The following is a 24,123-nucleotide window of genomic DNA, read 5'->3' as shown; positions in this document are numbered from 1 at the left end:
ACCCCGATGCCAAGCTCCTCTCTGTTCGACATTGCTCCCCTGGCCGAAGCGCGCGGCGGCCTGCCGCTGCTGGTCCAGGCCCGCGGCGACGGCATCGACCTGCTCGACGCCCTGGCCGAGCTGCGCCCACTGGTGGCCGAGCGCCTGCCGGTCTGCGCCGGCATTCTCTTCCGTGGCTTCCAGGTCGGTGCGCCGGAGCGCTTCCGCGAGTTCGCCGCCGGCTTCGGCCATCCGTTGCTCAACTACGAGTTCGGCTCCACCCCGCGCAGCAACGTCACCAGCGGCGTGTATACCTCCACCGAGTACCCGCCGCACCAGCACATCCCGCTGCACAACGAGCAGGCCTATACCCGCGAGTGGCCGCTGAAAATCTGGTTCTACTGCGTGCAGGCCGCGCAGAGCGGCGGCGAGACGCCCATCGCTGACAGTCGCGAAATCTACCGCCAGGTGGACGAGGGCATTCGCCGCCGTTTCACCGAACGCGGCCTGATGTACACCCGCAACTTCGGCAACGGCCTGGACGTGGCCTGGGAACAGGTGTTCAACAGCGACGATCCGGCCGTGGTGGAGGCCTACTGCAAGGCTCACCAGATCGGCTGGGAATGGAAGGAAGACGGCGAGCTGCGCACTCGCCAGGTCTGCCAGGCGGTGGCCCGGCATCCGGTCACCCGCGACTGGGTCTGGTTCAACCAGGCGCACCTGTTCCACGTCTCCAACCTGCCGCCGGAAGTGCGCGAGAGCCTGCTGGAAATCGTCGATGAGGAAGACCTGCCGCGCAACGTCTACTACGGCGACGGCAGCCCCATCGAACCCTCGGTACTCGACGAAGTGCGCGGCGTGCTGGAGGAGGCCAAGGTGAGCTTCCCCTGGTACAGCGGCGACGTCCTGATGCTCGACAACATGCTCGCCGCCCATGCGCGCTCGCCGTTCTCAGGTCCGCGCAAGGTAGTGGTGGCGATGGCGGAAGGGCATGGGGCTGACGCAGGGGCCTGAACGCCGCACGGATAGCTCCCTCTCCCTAACCCTCTCCCTGAAGGGAGAGGGGACTGGTTCGGAGTAGATGGATGTATCAGGAGTGCGCCGGACGTAAAGGCCGGCACGGATAGCTCCCTCTCCCTGAAGGGAGAGGGAACAGTTTGGAGTACCGGGAAAGCCCATGCCAGGCACGGGCGCCGGTAAGTCCCAAGAATTTCCTCCGGCGAGCGCCCACGCGCTCGCCGCCAGAACAGGTGATGTCATGAACGACCGTTACGAAGCCGCAGGAAACCTGGTCGAGGCCCTGCTGCAACGCGCCTGCGAAATGCCGCGCAAGACTGCCCTGCGATTCATCGCCGAGAACCTCGAACAGCCCATCAGCTTCCGCGAGCTGGATGAGCGCGCCCGCGCCATGGCTGCCTGGATGCTGCGCCACGGCCAGCAGGGCGACCGCGCCGTGCTGCTATTGCCCAGTGGTCCGGAATACGTCACCGGATTCTTCGCCTGCCTCTACTCGGGGATCATCGCCGTGCCGGCCTACCCGCCGGAATCGGTGCGCCCGCAGCACCTGGCGCGCCTGCGCTCGATCCTCGATGACGCCGAGCCCAGTCTGGTGCTCACTGACTCCACGCTGATCGAAGCGCTGCGCCCGGCGTGCGAGCGCGAGAACGGCGAGAACCCGCTGCTGCTGGCGGTGGATCAGGCCGACCCGGCACTGGCCGTGGAGTGGCAGATGCCCGAGCTGGCCGATGACGACATCGCCTTCCTGCAGTACACCTCCGGCTCCACCTCGACGCCCAAGGGCGTGCAGGTCAGCCACGGCAACCTGGTGGCCAACGAGCGCCTGATCCGTCACGGCTTCGGCATCGGCGACGACGACGTGATCGTCAGCTGGCTGCCGCTGTTCCACGACATGGGCCTGATCGGTGGCCTGCTGCAGCCGATCTACAGCGGTATCGAGTGCGTGCTGATGTCCCCGCGCTACTTCCTCGAGCGCCCGCGCCGCTGGCTGGAAGCCATCGCGCGCTTCGGTGGCACCGTCAGCGGCGGCCCGGACTTCGCCTATCGACTGTGCTGCGAGCGGGTCAACGAATCCGCCCTGGAAGGCCTCGACCTGAGCAAATGGCGCGTGGCCTTCTCCGGCTCCGAGCCGATCCGCCCGGACACCCTGGAACGCTTCGCCGCCTGGTTCGCCCCGGCACAATTCGACGCCTCTTCCTTCTACGCCTGCTACGGCCTTGCCGAAGCGACGCTGTTCGTCACCGGCGGCGTGCGTGGCGAAGGCATTGCGCAGCTGGAAGTCGACCTCAACGCCCTGGGCGAGAATATCGCCCGCCCGGGTCGTGGTACCTCGCTGATCAACTGCGGCCGCACCCAGCCGGACCACGACGTGCAACTGGTCGACCCGGTGAGCGGAGAAACCCTCGGCCCGGACCGCGTCGGCGAAATCTGGAGCAGCGGCCCCAGCGTCGCCCTCGGCTACTGGCGCAATCCGGAAGCCAGCGCGCGCACCTTCGTCGAGAAGGAAGGTCGCACCTGGCTGCGTACCGGCGACCTGGGCTTCCTGCACAACGACGAACTCTTCGTTACCGGCCGCCTCAAGGACATGCTCATCGTCCGCGGGCAGAACCTCTACCCGCAGGATCTGGAACGCTGCGTCGAGGAAGAGGTGGACCTGGTGCGCAAGGGCCGGGTTTCCGCCTTCGCCATCGAACACCAGGGCCGCGACGGCATCGGCATCGCCGCCGAGGTCGGACGCAGCGTGCGCAAGCTGATCTCCGCCGAGGCGCTGGCCAAGGCCATCTCCGCCGCCGTGGCGGAAACCTTCCAGGAGGCGCCGCTGGTGGTGGCGCTGCTGGAGCCGGGCGCATTGCCCAAGACCTCCAGCGGCAAGCTGCAGCGTTCGGCGTGCCGTGCCCAGCTGCTGGACGGCAGTCTTCAGGCCTACGCGATCCAGCGTGCCGGCGAGCCGATCAGCGATGGCGCCAGCGCCAAGCCGGTCGCACCATTGTCCGCCCAAGAGCAAGCCATCGCCGCACTGTGGAGCGAAGTGCTGGAACTACCGGCGATCCGCCGCGACGACAACTTCTTCGCCCTGGGCGGCAACTCCATCAAGGCCACTCAACTGATGGCGCGCCTGCGTGAACGTCTCGGCCGCGCCGTGGAATTGCGCCTGCTGTTCGAAGCGCCGGAACTGGGTGCCTTCGTCGCTGCACTGGCGGCACTGCCGACCAGCGAAACCGAAGTCATTGCGCAGGTTCCGCGTGACGGCCTGCTGCCCCTCTCGCCGGCCCAGCGTCGCCTCTGGTTCCTCTGGAAGCTCGAGCCGGAAAGCGCCGTCTACCACATTGCCGGACGCATGAACCTGCGCGGCGAGCTGCGCCGCCCAGCGGTAGAGCAAGCCTTCGCGGTGCTGCTGGGCCGCCATGAAACCCTGCGCAGCCGCTTCATCGAGCAGGCGGACGGCGAGGTGTCGCTGAGCCTGTCCGACATGAGCCAGGTCGAGCTGACCGAGAGCGACTTCAGCTCCCTGGGCAATGCACGCCGTGACATCGCCGCCCGCGAGGACGCCGATGCCTTTGCCGCGCAGCCGTTCGACCTGGCCGCCGGCCCGCTGCTGCGCCTGCGCCTGCAGAACCTCGGCGGCGGCCGCCAGGCGCTGCTGCTCTGCGTGCACCACATCATCGCGGACGGCTGGTCGCTGAATCTGCTGCTGGACGAGTTCGCCGAGTGCTACCGCGCCATCGTCGAACAGCGCGAACCGGTGCTGCCGGTCCTGTCGCGCCAGTACCTCGACCTCGCCGCCGCCCAGCAGAACAAGCTGGAAGCGGGTGAGGGAACGCGCCTGCTGGACTGGTGGAGCGAACGCCTGGGCACCCAGCATGCGCCGCTGGAATTGCCCTTCACCACCGGCGGAAAAGGCCAGAGCGCCGAGCTGATCGAGCGTGAAGTGGACGCCGACCTGACCGCGAAGTTGCGCGGCCTGGCCCAGGCGCACGGCGCGACCCTGCCGATGCTCCTGCTCAGCGCCTACAACCTGCTGCTGCAAAGCTACAGCGGCCAGCACGACCTGCGCATCGGCCTGACCCAGGCCGGTCGCGAACAGCTCGACAGCGAGCGACTGGTCGGCTTCTTCGTCAACCTGCTGGTGCTGCGCAGCGAGCTGCCCGAAGGCGCCAGCCTGCGTGGCGTGCTCCGCCAGCTGCGCGACGACCTGCTGCAAGCCCAGGCGCACCAGGGCCTGCCGTTCGAACAACTGGTGGAAGCCCTGCAGCCCGAACGTGGCCACGGCCGCCATCCGCTTTGCCAGGTGGCCTTCGACCACCAGTGGCAGCCACGTGCCGGCAACGGCCTGCCGGGCGTCAGCGTGGAAGCGCTGGAACAGCTCGACCTGGAAACCCCGTTCGATCTGGTGTTGCGTGTCCGCGAAGGCGATCACTCTTTGCGCGTGAGCTTCTGCTACGCGAAGGAGCGCTACGCCGCCGCAGGCATGCAGCGCCTCGTCGGGCACTTCCTCGACCTGTTGCGCGCCTTGCCGCAGATGAATGCCGACGCCGTGCTGGACGCCCGCGACTGGCTGCCCACCCGCGACTGGAGCATCGCCGTGGCCGGTGACGCGCCAGCGTTCGAGGCGCTGAGCGAGACCATCGCCGCCCAGGCCCGCCGTCATCCCGCCAAGGTTGCGCTGATCGACGAGCAGCGCGAAGTGAACTTCGCCGAGCTGGAGGATCGCTCCAACCGTCTGGCGCAACGCCTGATCCAGCGCGGTATCGGCCCGGAACGCCGGGTTGCCGTGGCGCTGCCGCGTGGCGTGGACATCCCGCTGGCCCTGCTGGCTGTCATGAAGGCCGGCGGCGCCTACCTGCCGCTGGACGTCGACTATCCCGAGGAGCGCCTGGCCTGGCTGATGCAGGACGCCGGCGTCGACCTGCTGCTGACCAACGCCCAGCTGGCCGAGCGCCTGCCGCTGCCCGATGGCATCGAGCGCCTGGTACTGGAAGAGGCTGACCTCGGCAATGCCCTGGCGGTGCGCCCGCTGGTGCGCATCCAGGCGCAGAACCTTGCTTACCTGATCTACACCTCCGGCTCCACTGGCCAACCCAAGGGCGTTGCCGTGGCCCACGGCGAGATCGCCGCGCACTGCCGCGCCATCGGCCAACGCTACGCGATGACCAGCGAAGATCGCGAACTGATCTTCATGTCCTTTGCCTTCGACGGCGCCCACGAGCGCTGGCTCACCGCTCTGTCCCACGGTGGCAGCCTGCTGATCCGCAACGACGCATTGTGGACCGCCGAACAGACGCTCGAGCAACTGCGCCGTCATGCAGTGAGCGTCGCCGCCTTCCCGCCGGCCTACCTGCAGCAGCTGGCCGAGCAAGCGACGGCTCTGGATAAAGAGCATGGCCACGCTCCGAGCATGCGCATCTACTGCTTCGGTGGTGATGCCGTGCCGGAAGCGGCGTACCAACTGGCGCACCAGGCGCTGAAGCCGCAACACCTGATCAATGGCTACGGCCCGACTGAAACCGTGGTCACCCCGATGCTCTGGAAGGCCGATGCGCGCACCGCATGCGGCGCCGCTTACGCGCCCATCGGCGAGGTGGTCGGCGAGCGCAGCCTGTACATCCTCGACGATCGCCTGCAACCGCTACCGCGCGGCGTGGCCGGCGAGCTGTACATCGGCGGGCATGGCCTGGCTCGCGGCTACCACCAGCGCGCCGGCATGACTGCCGAACGTTTCGTCGCCGACCCCTATGCCGACGGCCTTCGCCTGTACCGCAGCGGCGACCGCGTGCGCTGGCGTGAAGACGGCGCGCTGGACTACCTCGGCCGCGTTGACCAGCAGGTGAAGATCCGTGGCTTCCGTATCGAGCCGGGCGAGATCGAAGCCCGCCTGCGTGCGCTGCCCGGCGTACGCGAAGCGGCGGTGATCGCCCGTGACAGCGAACGCGGCAAGCGCCTGCTGGGCTACGTCACCGGCGAAGCCCTCGCCGAAGATTCCTTGAAAGCTGCGCTGCGCGCACAGCTGCCGGACTACATGGTGCCGTCGCGCGTCCTCGTGCTGGAGCAGATGCCGCTCAATGCCAACGGCAAGATCGACCGCAAGGCATTGCCCGAGCCACAAGACGAAGCCAGCACCACCGAAGCCCCGCGAGACGGCCTGGAAAGCCGCGTCGCCGCCGTCTGGGCTGAAGTGCTGGGCGTGCCGGCCGTGGGTCGCGAGGATGACTTCTTCGAGCTGGGCGGCCATTCGCTGCTGGCCACGCAAGTCGTCTCCCGCCTGCGCCGTGACCTGGGCTGCGAAGTCCCGCTGCGCGATCTGTTCGAGGCCAGCCGCCTGGACGAATTCGCCGGCCGGCTCAGTGCGCTGAGCCCGAGTGCCCGCCCGCAGCTGCGCGCCATGGCTCGTGACGGCGACCTGCCGCTGTCCGCCGCCCAGAGCCGGCTGTGGTTCTTCTGGCAGATGGAGCCGGCCAGCGCCGCCTACAACGTGCCGGGCGCCCTGCGCCTGCGCGGCGAGCTGGATGAGTCTGCGCTGCGCCGTGCCTTCGATGCCCTGGTGGCACGCCATGAAACCCTGCGCACCACCTTCGATGAAGTGGACGGTCAGGCCTTCCAGCGTATCCAGCCGGCCCGGCCGCTGGACCTGGCGAGAGTGGACCTGTCCGCTGAAGGTGATACCGAAGCTGCTGCCCGCCAGTTGGCCGAGGCAGAAGCCCAGCGCCCGTTCGACCTGCGCAACGGCCCGCTGCTGCGTCTGACCCTGATCAAGCTCGCCAACGCCGACCACGTGCTGCTGCTGACGATGCACCATATCGTCTCCGATGGCTGGTCGATCCGCGTGCTGGTGGACGAGTTCAGCCGTCTCTACGGCGCCTTCGCCGCTGGCGAGGAACTGCAACTGCCGGCGCTGCCGGTGCAGTACGCCGACTACGCCCAGTGGCAGCGCGAGCTGCTGGCGGGCGAGGAGGGCCAGCGCCAGCTGGGCTGGTGGACCGAACAACTGCATAGCGAGACGCCTGTACTGGAACTGGCCGCCGACCGGCCGCGCCCGGCCGTGCAGAGCTACCGCGGCGGCAGCCTCGGCTTCAGCCTGGACGCTGGCCTCGGCGCGCGCCTTAAGCACTTGGCCCGCGAGCAGGACGTCACCCTGTTCATGCTGCTGCTCGGCGCCTATGCCGTACTGATGCAGCGCTACAGCGGCCAGCGTGACCTGCGCGTCGCGGTGCCCATCGCCAACCGTCAGCAACTGGAAACCGAAGGGCTGATCGGCTTCTTCGTCAACACCCAGGTGATGCCCTGCCAGCTTGCCGACGATGAATCCTTCGCCGCGCTGCTGGCACGTCTCAAACCCTTGGCGTTGGGCGCACAGGCGAACCAGGATCTGCCGTTCGAACAGCTGGTGGAAGCGCTGCAACCCGGGCGCAGCCTGGCCTACAACCCGCTGGTGCAGGTGAAGTTCAACTTCGGCTTCGACGTCAGCCGCCTGCCCGACGCCGGGTCGCTGAAGCTGGAACTGTTCAGCGAGGAACAGTACGGCGCGCGCTTCGACCTGGCCCTGGACATGGCCGAGGCGCTGGACGCCAGCGGCCAGCCGGGCGATGAACTGCGCGGCAGCTTCGTCTATGCCCGCGACCTGTTCGACGAGGACAGCGTCGCTGCCATCGCCGGCCAGTTCGAGGCGCTGCTGCGCCAGCTGTGTGCCGAACCGCAGCGCGCCCTCGGGGAGCTGCCACGCCCGGTGGCCTCGCGTCGTCGTGGCGAAGCCCGGCAGTGGCCGCAGCAGGACGTGCTCGCGCTGTTCGCCGCGCAGGCCGCCGCGCAACCGGATGCCATCGCGGTGCAGGACGAGGGAGTGCGCTACAGCTATGCCGATCTGGATGCGCGCACCAATCGCCTGGCCAACGCGCTGATCGACAGCGGTGTGGAGCAGGGCGAGTGCGTCGCCATCTGCCAGGAGCGCAGCGCGCAGTGGGTGCTCCTGCTGCTGGGCGTGCTCAAGGCCGGCGCCACCTACGTGCCGCTGGACCCGGCGCAACCGGCTGAACGCCTGCGTCAGCTGATCCAGGACAACAGTATCGGCCGCGTGCTGGTGAGCGAGCCTGCGTTGCTGGAAACTTTCGGTGAAGCAGCCTCGCTGATACCTGTGGGTGGCCCGGAGCAGGGCAGCGATAACGCGCCCGCGCGCGGGATCGACCCGCAGCAGGCTGCCTACGTCATCTTCACCTCCGGCTCCACCGGCCAGCCCAAGGGCGTGCGCGTCAGCCACGCGGCGCTGGCCAACTATGTACAGGCCGTGCTCGAACGCCTGCAACTGGACCAGGGCCGTGCCCAGGGCCTGGGCATGGGGATGGTTTCCTCGGTGGCTGCCGACCTCGGTCATACCACGCTGTTCGGCGCGCTGTGCGGCGGTGGCCGTCTGCACCTGGCCGATGCCCAGGCAGTGGCCGATGCCGAACGCTTCTCGCAGTTCATGCGCGAAGTGGATGTGCTGAAGATCGTCCCCAGCCACCTCGCCGGCCTGCTGGCCGCCGCGCCCAATGCCGCTGCCGTGCTGCCGCGCCGTCTGCTGGTGGTGGGTGGTGAAGCCTGCGACCGCGCGCTGCTGCAACCCATCCGCGAGCTGGCTCCGCGACTGCGCATCGTCAACCACTACGGCCCCAGCGAATCCACCGTTGGCGTGCTGACCCACGAATGGTCGCTGGTGGATGATCTGCCGGTGGCCAGCCTGCCCATCGGTACGCCGTTGGCCAACACCGCCATCCGCGTGCTCGACGAGAACGGCCGTGATCTGCTGCCGGGCGTGGCGGGCGAGCTGTACATCGGTGGTGCCGGCCTGGCACTGGGCTACCTCGGCCTGCCGGAAATGACGGCGGAGCGCTTCGTGGAGATCGAAGGCGAGCGCCTGTATCGCAGCGGCGACCGCGTGCGCCTGAATCGTCGCGGCGCCGTGGAATTCCTCGGCCGCGTGGATGACCAGGTGAAGATCCGTGGCTACCGCGTCGAGCCGGGCGAACTGGCGCAAGCGCTCAAGCGCCTGCCCGGCGTGCGTGATGCCGTGGCCTTGGCCGAGCGTGAAGGCGACGGCCCGATGAAGCTGCTGGCCTGGGCCGTTGCAGAAGGGCAGAGCATTGAAAGTCTGCGTGAAAGCCTGGCCGCCGAAGTCCCCGAATACCTGCTGCCGGCCCAGCTGATGCTGCTGGAACGCCTGCCGCTGAACGCCAACGGCAAGGTCGACCGCAAGGCCCTGCCGCGTGTCGAGACGGCTGCCAAGCCTTTGGACAGCGCACCGATCTCCGAGCTGGAACAGCGCATCGCCGATATCTGGCAGGCGGTGCTGAAGGTCGAGCGCGTCGGTGCCGAGGACAACTTCTTCGAACTGGGCGGCGACTCCATCCTCAGCCTGCAGATCATCGCGCGCATCCGTAAGCTGGGCTACAAGCTCAGCCCGAAACAGCTGTTCGAGCGGCAGAGCGTCCGCCAGCTCGCGCAGTGGCTGGAAAACCGTGCGCCGGCTGCCGCGGCGGCACCGGCTCCGGTGGCCGCCGTCAGCGGCGAGGTGGCCCTGTCGCCGGTACAGACGCGCTTCTTCGAACGCGTACCGAGCGCCCAACGTCACCACTGGAACCAGGCGCTGCTGCTGCAACCACGCGAAGCCCTGGATGGCGATGCCCTGGCCCGCGCCCTGCACTGGCTGGTCGGCCAGCACGACGCGCTGCGCCTGCGCTTCGATGGCAGCCGCCAGCGTTACGCGGAACAGGGGCCGCTGGACATGACCCTCCTGTGGCGCCGCCGTGCCGCCGACGCCCGCACCCTGGAACGTCTGTGCGACGACGCCCAGGCCAGTCTGGATATCGCCAATGGCCCGCTGCTGCGCGCCATGCACGTCACCCTCGAGGAGGGTGGCGAGCGCCTGCTGCTGGTGATCCACCACCTGGCGGTGGATGGCGTGTCCTGGCGCATCCTGCTGGAGGACCTGCAGACCGCCTACCGCGAACTGCGCGCCGGGCGAACTCCGGCAGCGCTGCCGCGCAGCGACAGCTACCAGGCCTGGAGCGCCCGCCAGCAGGCGGCCGCCAACAGCGCCGAAGTCGCTGCCGAGCTGGCTTACTGGCAAGGCGAACTGCGTGATGCACCCCGTCTGTCCCGCGCCCGCAGCGACGCCCCTGCCACCTGGAAGGAGGCCGCCAACGCACGCTTCAGCCTCGATGCCGACACCACCCGTCAACTGCTCGGTCCGGCACTGAAGGCGCAGCGCGTGCAGATCAACGACCTGTTGCTCACCGCGCTGGCCCGCGCCCTGTGTGCCTGGACCGGCGAAACCTCCGCGCTGGTGGAGATGGAAGGCCACGGCCGCGACGCCTTCGACGGCGAAGCGGCGCTGGACCTGAGTCGCTCCGTGGGCTGGTTCACCGCGCTGTACCCGATCCGCCTGCAAGCCGGCGGCGAGCCGGGCGCGGACCTGCGTGCCACCCGCGATCACCTGCGCAACCTGCCGCGCGCCGGCATGGGTTACGGCCAACTGCGCTACCTCAGCCAGCACGCGGCCAGCCTGCGTGACCTGCCGGCGCCGCAGGTCACCTTCAACTACCTCGGCCAGCTCGACCAGGCGTTTGCCGACGCCGACTTCCTGCCGGCCTTCGAAGGCGTCGGCCGCAGCCAACCGCTGAATGCGGCGCTGGGCAATGCACTGGTCTACGCCGGTCGTGTGCTGGGCGGCGAGCTGAGCCTGGAAGTCACCTACAGCAGCGCCATGTTCGACGCCGCCGCCATCGACGAGCTGCAAGCGCTGCTGCGCGCCGAGCTGCAGGCGCTGGTCGCCTATTGCCTGAGCCATCCCTACAAGCTTGGCGCAAAGGATGTGCCGCTGATTGGACTCGACCAGCAACAGCTCGATGCACTGCCGCTGCCGGCCGGCGTGGACGATCTCTATCCGCTGTCGCCGATGCAGCAGGGCATGCTGTTCCACGCCCTCGACGTGCCGGGTTCCTCGCTCTACGTCAACCAGCTGCGCGTCGACCTCGACGGCCTCGATGAAGCCCGCTTCCTCTACGCTTGGCGCGCGGTCATCGCCCGCCACGCCAACCTGCGCAGCGGCTTCCTCGCCAGCGCGGATGCGGCGCCGCTGCAGTTCGTCCTGCGCGAGGTACAGCTGCCGGTACAGTCCTTCGACTGGCGCGATCAGCCGGTTGGCGAGCAGCAGCTGGAGCAAGTGGCAGACGCCCAACGCAACCTCGGCTTCGACCTGGCCAAGCCACCGCTGCAGCGCCTGGCGCTGGTACGTCTGGGTGAGCGCCGCTACCACCTGATCTGGACCTGCCACCACCTGCTGCTGGACGGCTGGAGCAGCGCGCGACTGATCGGCGAAGTGCTCGCGCTCTACCGTGGCGAAACACTGCCGGTGCCTGCCGCGCAGTACGGCGATTACATCGCCTGGCTGCATGCCCAGGATGGCGCTGCGGGGGAAACCTTCTGGCGCGAACGCCTGAAGGATTTCGATGAGCCGACCCTGCTGGCCACCGCCTGCAACGCCGGGTTCCGCGACGAGCCACCGCGCGAACTGCACAGCCGCCTCGACAGCGCACCGCTGCAACGCTTCGCCCAGGCCCAGCGCATCACCCTCAACACCCTGGTGCAGGGTGCCTGGGCGTTGCTGCTGCAACGTTACTGCGGCCAGCGCAGCGTCACCTTCGGCGCCACTGTGGCCGGGCGACCGGCCAACTTGCCGGGGGCGGAGGAGAGCCTCGGCCTGTTCATCAACACGCTGCCGATCCTGCAAAGCCCGGATGACGCCCAGCGCGTCGGCGACTGGCTGCGCCAGCTGCAGGCCTTCAACCTCGACGTGCGCGAGTTCGAGCACACGCCGCTGTATGACATCCAGCGCTGGGCCGGCCGCGGTGGGCAGGCGCTGTTCGACAGCCTCATCGTGTTCGAGAACTTCCCCATGGATGCAGCCCTGGCGTCTTCGGCCAACGATGAGCTGCGCATCCTCGGCCACCACCCGGTGGACGGCACCAACTACGCCCTGGCCCTGGTGGCCAGCGCCGGCGAACAGCTGGACGTACGCTATACCTACCGCGCCGACCGCCTGAGCGCGAGCCAGATCGAGCAACTGCGTGGCCACTTCGAGCACCTGCTGCTGACCCTGGTGGAAGACGCCGAACGCCCGCTGGGCCGGGTCAGCCAACTGGCCGACGCCGAGCGCCACGCGCTGCTGCAACGCTTCAACGACACCGAGGCGACGTTCCCGGCTGATGTGCAGCTGCAGGAGCTGATCGAGCGCCAGGTTGCCGCGACCCCGGATGCGCTGGCCCTGCAGTTCGCTGACGAGCGCCTGAGCTACGCCCAGCTCAATGCCCGCGCCAACCAGCTCGCGCATTGGCTGCGAGGCCAGGGCGTCGGGCCGGATGTGCTGGTCGGCGTGGCCGCCGAGCGTTCGCTGGAACTGGTGGTGGCCCTGCTGGGCATCGTCAAGGCCGGTGGCGCCTACGTGCCGATGGACCCGGACTACCCGCAGGACCGCCTGCAACACATGCTCAGCGACAGCGGCGTGGGTCTGCTGCTGACCCAGCAACACCTGCGCGATCGCTTGCCGGCGAGCGACGTCCGATTGATCTGCCTGGACAGCCAGTGGAGCGAGATCGCCGAGGCCTCCGAGCAGAACCCGGCCATCGCCGGCAGCCCGCAGAATCTTGCGTACCTGATCTACACCTCCGGCTCTACCGGCAAACCCAAGGGCGCCGGCAACAGCCATCGCGCGCTGGTCAACCGCTTGCTCTGGATGCAGAAAGCCTACGCGCTGGACGCCTCCGACCGCGTGTTGCAGAAGACCCCGTTCAGCTTCGACGTGTCGGTGTGGGAGTTCTTCTGGCCGCTGATGACCGGTGCGGCGCTGGTGGTGGCTGCGCCCGGCGCGCACCGCGATCCGGCGGCACTGCGCCAGGTGATCGAGGCGGGGCAGGTCACTACGCTGCACTTCGTGCCGTCGATGCTGCAGGCCTTCGTCGCTTCCGGCGAACTGGAGCGCTGCCCGTCGCTGTTGCAGGTGATGTGCTCCGGCGAGGCGCTGCCTTACGAGCTGCAACAGCAGTTCCGCCAGCGCAGCAGCGCAAAGCTGCACAACCTCTATGGCCCGACGGAGGCGGCGATCGACGTCAGCTTCTGGGCCTGCGATGAAGACAACGCGCGGCACGTCGTGCCCATCGGCCGGCCCATCGACAACCTGCGCCTGGTGCTGCTGGACGAGCGCCTGGAGCCGGTGCCGCAAGGTGTGGCGGGCGAGCTGTACATTGGCGGCGTGGGTCTGGCGCGCGGTTACCACGCGCGCCCCGGCTTGACCGCTGAACGCTTCGTCGCTGATCCCTTTGGGAGCGGCGAACGCCTCTATCGCACCGGCGACCTGGCTCGCCAGCGCGAAGACGGCGCCATCGAGTACCTGGGGCGCCTCGACCACCAGGTGAAGATTCGCGGCCTGCGCATCGAGCTGGGCGAGATCGAGGCCCGCCTGCAAGCGCAGCCGGAGGTCAGCGAAGCGGTGGTGGTGGCGAAGGACGGCGTGCTGCTGGCCTACGTGGTCGCCAGCGCCGAGCCTGAAGCCCTGCGCCAGGCGCTGCAAGGCGAGCTGCCGGACTACATGGTGCCGTCGCGGATCATCGCCCTCGACGCCATGCCGCTGTCGCCCAACGGCAAGCTGGATCGCAAGGCCCTGCCGGACCCGCAACTGGGCGAGCGCCTGCGCGAGTACGTGGCGCCGCGCAGTGATCTGGAAGTCGAGCTGGCCGGTATCTGGCAGCACGTGCTGCAGGTGGATCGCGTTGGCCTGCACGACGACTTCTTCGAACTGGGCGGGCATTCGCTGCTGCTCACCCAGGTTGGCCTGACCCTGCGGCAGCGGCTGGGCCTTGAGCTGCCGCTGCATCGCCTGTTCGAGCTGAGCAATATCGAGGCGCTGGCCGCCTGGATCGAAACCCAGCGGGCAAGCTCCGCCAGCGCGGAAGAGGAACTGGACCTGATGGATGAACTGCTCGGCGAGCTGGAGAACCTGTAATGACCCACCCGATGGACGCCCAGCTGAAACAGGTCGCGGAGCGCCTTGGCGCGCTGCCCGAGGACAAGCAGATCGTCTTCCTGCGTCAGCTTCGCGAGAAGGGCGTGAGCCTCTCGCGTCTGCCGATCCTCCGCGAGGGTCGCGAGTACGCGCCGCTCTCGGCGGCCCAGGCGCGCCTGTGGTTCCTCTGGCAGATGGAGCCGCACAGCGCCGCCTACAACATTCCGGCCGCCGTGCGCCTGCGCGGCGAGCTGGACGAGGGCGCGCTGGAGCGTGCTTTCACTGCGCTGATCGCGCGCCACGAGAGCCTGCGTACGGTGTTCCGCTCAGCACAACCCGGGCACCTTGCCTCGGCGGATAACGCTGGCGCGTTATGCGCCCTACGGGAGCCGGCTGGCGAGGCTCTGCGCACGGCAGAGGACCGCTCTGGTAGGGCGAATGACGCGCAGCGTCATCCGCCGCAAGGTGGGCCGGGTATAGCAGCAGATGGTGAGGTGATGCAGTGCATCCTGCCGCCGGGACCGGCGCATCTGGAGGCGAAGGATTTCGGTAGCGAAGCCGAGGCACGGCAATGGCTTAACGATTGCGCGCAACGCTCCTTCGACCTGGCCGAAGGCCCGCTGCTGCGCCTGCACCTGGCGCGCCTGCCGGGTGAAGCGTTGTTGCTGGTGAACCTGCACCACATCATTGCCGATGGCTGGTCCATCGGTGTGCTGATTGACGAGTTCGCCGTGCTGTACAGCGCCGAGGTGCAGGGCGCGAAAGCCGACCTGGCCGAGCTGCCGATCCAGTACAGCGACATGGCCCGCTGGCAGCGCCTGTGGCTGGCGGCCGGAGAGGGCGAGCGGCAGCTGGCGTACTGGAAGCAGCAGCTGGGCGACGAATCCCTGCTGCTGACCCTGCCGGGCGACCGGCCGCGGCCGCTGGTGCAGAGCTACCGCGGCGCCACTTTCGACTTCGAGTTGCCGCGCGAATTGAGCGAAGCGTTGCGCGACCTGGCGCGCGGGCAGGGCGCCACGCTGTTCATGCTGATCCTCGCCGCCTATCAATTGCTGCTGTCGCGCTACAGCGGCCAGCGCGAGCTGCGCGTCGGCCTGCCCATCGCCGGCCGTGGCCGCGCCGAGAGCGAACGGCTGATCGGCTTCTTCGTCAATACCCAGGTACTGCCCGCGCGCATCGACGGCGACGAATCCTTCAGCGCGTTCCTGGCCCGCACCCGGGAAGCCGTGCTGGGCGCCCAAGCCAACCCGGACCTGCCGTTCGAGCAACTGGTGGATGCGCTGCAGCCCGAGCGCAGCCTGAGCTACAACCCGCTGTTCCAGGTGGCCTGCAACCACCAGCCGAGCCGCCGCGATGCCCTGCGCGAGCTGCCCGGCGGCCTGCAGCTGGAAAGCCTGGAGCTGGACAGCGGGATTGCCAAGTTCGACCTGACCCTGAACACCGAGGAAAGCCGCGACGGCCAGGTCCGCGGGCAGTTCATGTACGCCACCGACCAGTTCGACGCGGCGACCATCGAGCGCCTCGCCGGGCACTTCCTCAACCTGCTGCGCGGCCTGGTGGCCGACCCGCACTGCCCGGTGGCGCGCCTGCCGCTGCTCGATGGCAGCGAGCGTGAGCAGTTGCTCTACGGCTGGAACGACACCGCGATGGACTACCCGCGCGAGGCCTGCCTGCACCAGCTGATCGAACAGCAGGTACAGCGCTCGCCCGCTGACGTGGCGCTCACCGACGGCCAGCGCAGTTTCACTTACGCCGAACTCAACGTCCGCGCCAACCGCCTCGCGCACTGGTTGCGCGAGCAGGGCGTCGGCCCGGACAGCCGCGTCGGCGTCGCCCTGGAGCGCTCCGTCGAACTGCCCGTGGCTTTGCTCGCCGTGCTCAAGGCGGGTGGCGCCTATGTGCCGCTGGACCCGGAGTTCCCCCCCGAGCGCCTGGCGCACATGCTCGAAGACGGCGACGTACGCCTGCTGCTGACCCAGCAGCACCTGCTCGGCGAGCTGCCGCAGACCGGCGCCCGCGCGTTCTGCCTGGACCGCGACTGGGCGCAGCTGGATGGCTACGCCGACAGCGACCTGCACAACCTCGCGACGCCGGATGATCTGGCCTACGTCATCTACACCTCCGGCTCCACCGGCAAGCCCAAGGGCGTCGCGGTGCGCCATGGTGGCGTGGTCAACTTCATGCTCAGCATGGCCCGCGAGCCGGGCCTGGAGGCGCAGGACCGCGTGCTCGCGCTGACGTCGCTGTCCTTCGACATCTCCGCGCTGGAGCTGTACCTGCCGCTGCTGGTGGGCGGGCGTGTGGTACTGGTGGACCGCGACGTCGCCCGTGACCCGTCGTGCCTGCTCGGCGTGGCGCTGGAGCAGGGCGTGACGGTGATCCAGGCGACCCCGAGCACCTGGACCCTGCTCAGTGGTCACGAGGACTTCCCGCGCCTGACCGGCTGCCGCTTCTTCTGCGGCGGCGAGGCGCTGTCCGCTGAACTGGCGGACAAGCTCACGGCACAAACTGATGCTTTGTGGAACCTCTACGGCCCCACCGAAACCACCATCTGGTCGGCGGCCTGGAAGATCGACAAGGGCGCCCGCGCACTGCTCGGCAAGCCCATCGCCAACACCCAGCTGTACATCCTCGACGGCGAGCTGCAACCGGCGCCCATCGGCGTGGCCGGCGAGCTGTACATTGCCGGCGACGGCCTGGCGCGCGGCTACCACGGGCGCCCGGAACTGACCAACGAGCGCTTCGTCGCCGATCCCTACAGTAGGGATGCCAATGCGCGCATGTACCGCACCGGCGACCTGGCGCGCTGGCGTGCCGACGGCGTGCTGGAGTACCTCGGCCGCCTCGACCATCAGGTGAAGATTCGCGGCTTCCGCATCGAACTGGGCGAGATCGAATCGCGCCTGCTTGGCCAGCCCGGCGTGCGCGAGGCAGTGGTGATCGCCCGTGACGCGGGAGCGGTGAAGCAACTGGTGGGCTATGTGACCGGGCCGATCGAAGGCGACCTGCGCGCTGTGCTGTTGGAAGAGCTGCCGGACTACATGGTCCCCGCGCAGATCGTCCTGCTCGAGCGCATGCCACTGACGCCCAACGGCAAGCTTGACCGCAAGGCGCTGCCGGAGCCGGACTTCAGCCTGTTGCAGAAGCGCTATCGCGCGCCGGAAAGCCCGCGCGAACAGACCCTGGCGGCCATCTGGTGCGCCGTGCTGGGCCTGGAGCGTGTCGGGCTGGACGACAACTTCTTCGAGCTGGGCGGCGACTCCATCGTCTCCATCCAGGTGGTCAGCCGCGCCCGCGCCGCCGGCCTGCAACTGAGCCCCAAGGACCTGTTCCAGCACCAGACCCTGCAAGCCCTGGCCCGTGTTGCCGGTGACTACGTCGCCGTCGAAACCCCTGCAACCGCGGCGGCCATCGACGCGCCGGATGCGGTGCAGCTCGCCGCCCTCGGCCTGAACCCGGCCGGGATCGAAGACCTCTATCCGCTGTCGCCCATGCAGCAGGGCATGCTGTTCCACGGCGTGGACGGCAGCGAAAGCGGCGTCTACGTCAACCAGTTGCGCGTGGAAGTGCAGGGGCTGGACGTCGAGCGCTTCCGCGCGGCCTGGCAGGCCGCGCTGGATACCCACGACAACCTGCGGGCCGGCGTGCACTGGCAAGGCCTCGACAAGCCGGTGCAGGCCGTGCACAAACACGTCGAGTTGCCGCTGGAGGTGCTCGACTGGCGTGGTCGCGAAGACCTGGGCGCCGCGCTGGACGAACTGGCCGCCGCCGAACGCAGCCGCAGCTTCGACCTGGAGCGTCCGCCGCTGCTGCGCCTGGTACTGGTGCGCAGCGACGAAGTCAGCCACCAGTTGGTCTACACCCATCACCACATCCTGCTCGACGGCTGGAGCAATGCCCAGCTGTTCGCCGAGGCACTGCGTCGCTACAACGGCGAGTCCATCGCCGAGCAGGGCCGCTACCGCGACTACATCCATTGGCTGCAAGCCCAGGACCAGCAGCAGGCACAGGACTTCTGGAGCGCGCGCCTGCAAGGCTTTGCCCAGCCCACCGTGCTGGCCGATAGCCTGGCGCGCCCGGCCGAAGGCAGCGGTCACGGCCTGGAGTACAGCCGCTACGACGCGGCGGCCACCGAGCGCCTGAAAGCCTTCGCCCGCAGCCAACGGGTGACGCTCAATACCCTGGTGCAGGCGGCGTGGATTCTCCTGCTGCAACGCTACACAGGGCAGCAGCGCGTCGCCTTCGGCGCCACCGTGGCCGGCCGCCCCGCGCAACTGGCCGGCGCCGACAGCCTGCTGGGCCTGTTCATCAACACGCTGCCCATCGTCCAGGCGCCGGCCGAGCAGGCTGACCTGGGCGACTGGCTGCGCGAGCTGCAGGCCTACAACCTGGACGTGCGCGAGTTCGAGCACACGCCGCTGTACGACATCCAGCGCTGGGCCGGCCAGGCCGGGCAGGCGCTGTTCGACAGCATCATCGTGTTCGAGAACTACCCGGTCGACGAGGTACTGCGCAGCGCCCAGGGGCCGCGCTTCGGCGAACTGAAGTCGAAGGACGAGACCAGCATCCCGATGGATCTCGCCGTGCGCGTCGGCGACCGGCTGGAGATCGAGTACCAGTACCTGCGCGCACACTTCAGCGCACCTGCTGTGGCGCGACTGCGCGGCAACATGGAGCAGGTACTGGACAGCCTGCTGCACGGCGCGGGCAAGCGCGTCGGCGAGCTGCAATGTCTGTCGGCCAACGATCGCGCGGCCCTGGCCGCCTGCCGTGGCCCGCACCAGACGCTGCCGCCAGCCGAGCCGGTGCACCTGGCGATTGCGCGTCAGGCCGCTCTGCGCGGCGATGAGGTGGCGCTGATCTGCGGCGACGAGGCAATCGACTACGCGGCGCTGGAGCGCGACTCCAACCGCCTGGCCCATCGCCTGATGGCGCTGGGCGTAGGCCCGGAAGTCCGGGTCGGCGTGGCATTGCCGCGCAGCGTGCGCATTCCGTTGGCGCTGCTGGCGGTGCTCAAGGCCGGCGGTGCCTACGTGCCGCTGGACGCCGAGTACCCGCGCGAGCGCCTGGAATTCCAGATGAGCGACGCCGGCATTGCGTTGCTGATAACCGACAGCCGCCTGCGTGAGCGCCTGCCGTTGCCGGCGGGGGTGCAGTGCCTGGAGCTGGATGGCCTCGATCTTTCTGGCGAAGACAGCGATCTGCCGGTGGTGGGCCTGGAGCCGGAAAACCTCGCCTACCTGATCTACACCTCCGGCTCCACCGGCAAGCCCAAGGGCGTGGCGGTCAGCCACGGCCCGCTGGCCATGCACTGCGCGGCCATCGGCGAGCTGTACCGGATGGACGCGGCGACCCGCGAGCTGCATTTCATGTCCTTCGCCTTCGACGGCGCCCACGAGCGCTGGCTGACCACCCTGGTCCACGGTGGCAGCCTGGTGCTGCGTGGCGATGAATTGTGGACCCCGGAGCAGACGTACCGCGTGCTGCACGACCAGCAGGTCAGTGTCGCCGCCTTCCCGCCGGTCTACCTGCAACAGCTGGCCGAGCATGCCCTGCGTGACGGCAACCCGCCGCCGGTGCGCATCTACTGCTTCGGTGGCGACGCGGTGCCCAATGCCAGCTTCGAACTGGCCAAACGCGCGCTGCGCGCCGAACACCTGATCAATGGCTACGGCCCCACGGAAACCGTGGTCACGCCGCTGCTGTGGAAGGCCGACCGCGCGACGGCCTGCGATGCCGCCTATGCGCCCATCGGCAAGGGCGTCGGTGCGCGCAAGCTGTACATCCTCGACGAGCAACTGCGCCAGGTTCCGCTGGGCGTGGCCGGTGAGCTTTACATCGGCGGCGACGGCCTGGCGCGTGGCTACCACGAGCGTGCCGGCCTGACCGCCGAGCGCTTTGTCGCCGATCCGTTCGATACGAACGGCGGGCGCCTGTACCGCTCCGGCGACCTGGTACGCGGTCGCGCCGATGGGGTGATCGACTACGTCGGGCGGATCGACCACCAGGTGAAGATCCGCGGCTTCCGCATCGAGCTGGGTGAGATCGAGGCACGCCTGCAGGATCACCCGCAGGTCAGCGAGGCTCTGGTGGTTGCGCGTGACGGTATCAGCGGCAAGCAACTGGTCGGCTACGTGGTGGGTGAAGCGGAAGGCGACACTCTGCGCAGCTTCCTCCGCGAGCAGGTACCGGACTACATGGTGCCGGCGCAGATCCTGCGGCTGGAACGTTTCCCGCTGTCGCCCAACGGCAAGATCGACCGCAAGGCGCTGCCCGAACCGAGTTGGCAGGGTGAAGCGTATGAAGCGCCTCGCAACGAGTGCGAACAGGCCCTGGCCGACATCTGGCAGGACGTGCTGCAGGTGGAGCGCGTGGGCATCCGCGACAACTTCTTCGACCTCGGCGGCGATTCCATCCTCAGCCTGCAGATCGTCTCCCGCGCTCGCCAGGCGCTGGGCGAGGGCGTGGAAATCCGCCTGCGCGACCTGCTGCAGTACCAGACCATCGCCGGCCTGCTGGAGCGCGCCGAGAGCGTGGCAGAGGTAACGCCGATAACAGTCGTGGAGGTCGCTGATGACGGCGAATCCTTCGGTCTGGTGCCGATCCAGCAATGGATGTTCGAGCAGCCGCTGGAGGAGCCCGACCACTTCAACCAGGCGGTGCTGCTGGAGTGCCGCCAGCGTCTCGACGCGCAGGCGCTGGAAGCGGCGCTGCAAGGCCTGCTGGCCGAGCACGGCAGCCTGCGCCTGTCCTTCGCCCGTGGCGCGGACGGCGTATGGCGCCAGCGCTATCGCGAGGCCAGCGAGATCACCGGCGCGCTGCTCTGGCAGCGTCAGGCGGCGAATGCCGAGGAAGCGCTGCTGATCGCCAACCAGGCGCAGCGCAGCCTGGAGCTGAGCGAAGGCCGGCTGCTGCGCGGCGTGCTCACCGACATGGCCGATGGCACCCAGCGCCTGTTGCTGGTGATCCATCACCTGGGGGTGGACGGCGTGTCCTGGCGCATCCTGCTGGAGGAGCTGCAACAGCGCTACGCGGCTCAGCTCATTGGCGAACCGGCTCCGCGCCTGGAACGCACCAGCGCCTACCGGGCCTGGGCCGAAGGGCTGCGCGAATACGCCGACAGCCAACTGGCGCAAGGCGACCTGCCGTACTGGCTGGAGCAGACCGAAACCCAGGGCCTGGGCGAGCCGCAGCGCGACAACCCGCGCGGCGCCGAGCGCATGGCGCACCTGGAGCAACTGTTCCTGCGCCTGGACCGCGAGCAGACCCAACGCCTGCTGAAGGTGGCGCCGGAGGCTTATCGCACGCAGATCAACGACCTGCTGCTGACCGCGCTGGGCCGAACGCTGTGCCAATGGTGCGACAGCGAGTCGGTGCTGATCGGCCTGGAAGGCCACGGCCGCGAGGACATCCTCGACGCGGTCGATCACAGCCGCACCCTGGGCTGGTTCACCAGCCTGTTCCCGCTGCGCCTGACGCCAGGGCAGGGCGACTACGCCCAGGCCATCCCGGCGATCCGCCAGCAGCTGCGCGCGGTGCCGGACAAGGGCATTGGCTACGGCGCCTTGCGCTATCTGGGCGACAGCGCGCTGCGCCGACAACTCGCCGCCCGCGCGGAGCCTCGGGTCACCTTCAACTACCTCGGCCAGTTCGACCAGAGCTTCGATGACCAGGCGCTGTTCGTGCCGCTGCAGGAGAAGCCCGGCGACACCTATGCCGCCAGCACGCCGATGAACAACTGGTTGGAGATCGTCGGCCAGGTCTACGACGGCGAGTTGACCCTGCGCTGCATGTTCAGCCGCCGGGTGTTCCGCCCGTCGCGCATCGAGGCGCTGATGGCGCAGCTGCGCACGGAACTGGAAGGGGTGATCAGCCATTGCTGCACGCAGGTGGAAAGCGGCGCGCGCAAGGAGCAGGCCACGGTATGAACGCATTGATGAAAGAGGTTGGCATGCTGCACCCGGAGATTTCCGCCTTCCTGGACATGGTCGACGATGGTCGCCGCACGGGTCGCCCGGCGCTGCACGAACTGCCGGTGGAGCAGGCGCGGCAGGACTTCGAGGCTTCCTCGGAATCGCTCAAGGCCGGCGCGCCGTCAATGCCGGTGGAAGCGCTACTGATCCCGGCCCGCGAAGGCCGGCAGCTGCCGGTTCGCCTGTACCGACCCGTGGGGGCCGGCGACGGGGCGATCCTGTACTTCCATGGGGGCGGCTACACGGTCGGCAGCCTGGACTCCCATGACGGGCTGTGTCGCCTGCTGGCCCAGCATTGCGCTTGCGCGGTGATTTCGGTCGGTTACCGCCTGGCGCCGGAAGCGCCGTTCCCAGCGGCGAACCGGGATGCGCGCGATGCCTGGAACTGGCTGCTGGGCTCGGCTGCCAGCCTCAGCCTGAATCCGCGCCGCCTCGCCGTGGGCGGCGACAGCGCGGGTGCCACGCTGGCTACGGTGCTTTGTGCCGAGTTGGCGGGCGAGGGCGCCGAACAACCCTGTGCCCAGCTGCTGTTCTATCCGGCGGCGGATGCCGGTGCACGCAGCGAATCCCAGGAGTTGTTCGCCGAAGGTTATCTGCTGGAGACGGCCAGCCTGGACTGGTTCTACCAGCAGTACGTGCCCAACGTGGCACAGCGAAGCGACTGGCGCTGTTCGCCGGTTCACGCCGGTGCCGCCCTGCAAGGCAGCGCGCCGGCACTGCTGTTCGCGGCCCAGTTCGATCCGTTGCTGGACGAAGGCCTGGCCTATGCCCATGCGCTGGTGGAGCAGGGCGTGGAAGTGGAGGCCGAGCGCTGCTGCGGGATGACCCACGATTTCCTGCGCATGGGCAACCTGGTGCCGGAGGTGGAGGGGTATTTCCGGCGCGTGGCGGAGTTTCTGGCGGCGCGCTGGTGATACCGCCTCCACGGACGTTTGTTGCGTTGTTGAACCGTAGGGCGGATAACCTGGAGCAGGTTATCCGCCTCCCACCGAGCGGCGGATAACTGCATCGCGGTTGACCTCGAACGTAGGATGGGTGAGCGCCGAGCGACTACTGCACCGCCGCCACCGGCTGTGCCGCCATCTCGCGACTGGCGGCGTCCTGCAGCGCCGGGCTGGCCCAGTCGGCGGCCTGGAAGTCACGGCGGATCAGGCCGTAACTCTTCGCTGCCTTGATCGAGGCATCCAGTCGGCCGAGGAAGTCGGCGTCCAGCTTCGGTGACAGGACTTCCGCCAGCGGCCGGCCCTGGAATTCGCTCTTGAAGATCACCGTCGGATAGCCGGCCTGCTGCGAGACCAGGTCGATGAAGGCGTCACGGTTGGCCTCGGCGCTGGCCCACTGCACGGCCTGCAACTGCACCTTCAGCAGGCGCTCGGTGATCTCCGGGTGCGCATCGACGAACTCGCCATTGCCCACCAGCAGTGCCTGCAGGGTCCCGGCGCCGCCCAGGTCATGGGTGCTCAGGGGAATTTCCGCCAGGCCCTTGTCGCGCAGGGCGAACAGGCCGGCCAGGCCCCAGGTGGCATCGATCTGCTTCGCCGCCAGGGCGGCGAGGGCGGCGCTGAAGTCCAGGTTGATGACCTTCAGGTCTTTCTCGGCGAGGCCCGCGCTGGCCAGGGCGTTGTCGAAGGAGAGCTGGCTGGCGGTGCCGCGGAAGATGCCCACGCGCTTGCCCTTGAGGTCGGCCAGGGTCTTGATTCCCGAACCCGGCTGCACGCCCAGGTAATGGTTGACGCCGCGCGCGGTGGCGGCCAGCACGCGGCTGTCCAGGCCGCTGGACTTGCCGATGATCGCCGCCAGGTCGCCCAGGTAGGCGAAGTCCACCTGGCCGTTGGCGAAGGCTTCGTTGACCACCGGGCCTGCGCCCTTGAAGAAGCTCCATTTGACCTGGATGCCGTCCTTGGCGAACTCCTTCTCCAATATCTGGCGGGTGTAGAGGATGTCCACCACGCCGCCGCCGGAGTGGTTCTGCCCGGCGCTGACGTCGGGTACGGCGATGCGGATTTCCTTCAGCGGGTCGGCGGCCTGGGTGACCAGCGGATAGGCGCCGAGCAGGCCGGCCAGTACCGGCGCAGCGAAAAGGGACAGCAATTGAGTAGTGAGGGCCTTCATGGCGCCTGCCTCCAG

At 68.6% G+C, this 24,123-nt stretch carries 5 protein-coding genes; 4 read left to right on the top strand and 1 reads right to left on the bottom strand.

What is annotated here, in order from left to right:
• Positions 1-6: 6 nt before the first annotated feature.
• The 4 genes from ACKI1H_RS21710 (at position 7) to ACKI1H_RS21695 (ending at position 22,910) form a co-directional block, all read left to right on the top strand.
• Positions 7-993 carry a TauD/TfdA family dioxygenase gene (locus ACKI1H_RS21710; RefSeq protein WP_440466276.1) on the top strand — a complete coding sequence of 329 codons (987 nt, stop codon included), beginning with the start codon at positions 7-9 and terminating at the stop codon, positions 991-993.
• Positions 994-1,237: 244 nt separating this feature from the next.
• Positions 1,238-14,023, top strand: coding sequence for a non-ribosomal peptide synthase/polyketide synthase (locus ACKI1H_RS21705; RefSeq protein WP_440466275.1), 12,786 nt, complete (start codon positions 1,238-1,240; stop codon positions 14,021-14,023).
• Positions 14,023-21,951, top strand: coding sequence for an amino acid adenylation domain-containing protein (locus ACKI1H_RS21700; RefSeq protein WP_440466274.1), 7,929 nt, complete (start codon positions 14,023-14,025; stop codon positions 21,949-21,951). Before ACKI1H_RS21705 ends, ACKI1H_RS21700 begins: the two co-directional genes overlap by 1 nt.
• A complete protein-coding gene (locus ACKI1H_RS21695) occupies positions 21,948-22,910 on the top strand; it encodes an alpha/beta hydrolase (protein WP_138520903.1) in 963 nt (320 codons plus the stop codon). Before ACKI1H_RS21700 ends, ACKI1H_RS21695 begins: the two co-directional genes overlap by 4 nt.
• A 136-nt stretch (positions 22,911-23,046) precedes the next feature.
• Here the strand turns inward: ACKI1H_RS21695 and ACKI1H_RS21690 are convergent, their stop codons facing one another.
• On the bottom strand, positions 23,047-24,108 hold the full coding sequence (locus tag ACKI1H_RS21690) for an ABC transporter substrate-binding protein (protein WP_440466273.1): 1,062 nt from the start codon (positions 24,106-24,108) through the stop codon (positions 23,047-23,049).
• Positions 24,109-24,123 lie beyond the last annotated feature (15 nt).

Source organism: Pseudomonas sp. YH-1 (assembly GCF_051990045.1).
GTDB classification, from domain to species: domain Bacteria; phylum Pseudomonadota; class Gammaproteobacteria; order Pseudomonadales; family Pseudomonadaceae; genus Pseudomonas; species Pseudomonas nicosulfuronedens.
The sequence above is the reverse complement of the archived record's forward strand: the minus strand, read 5'-3'. Positions and strand labels throughout refer to the sequence as shown.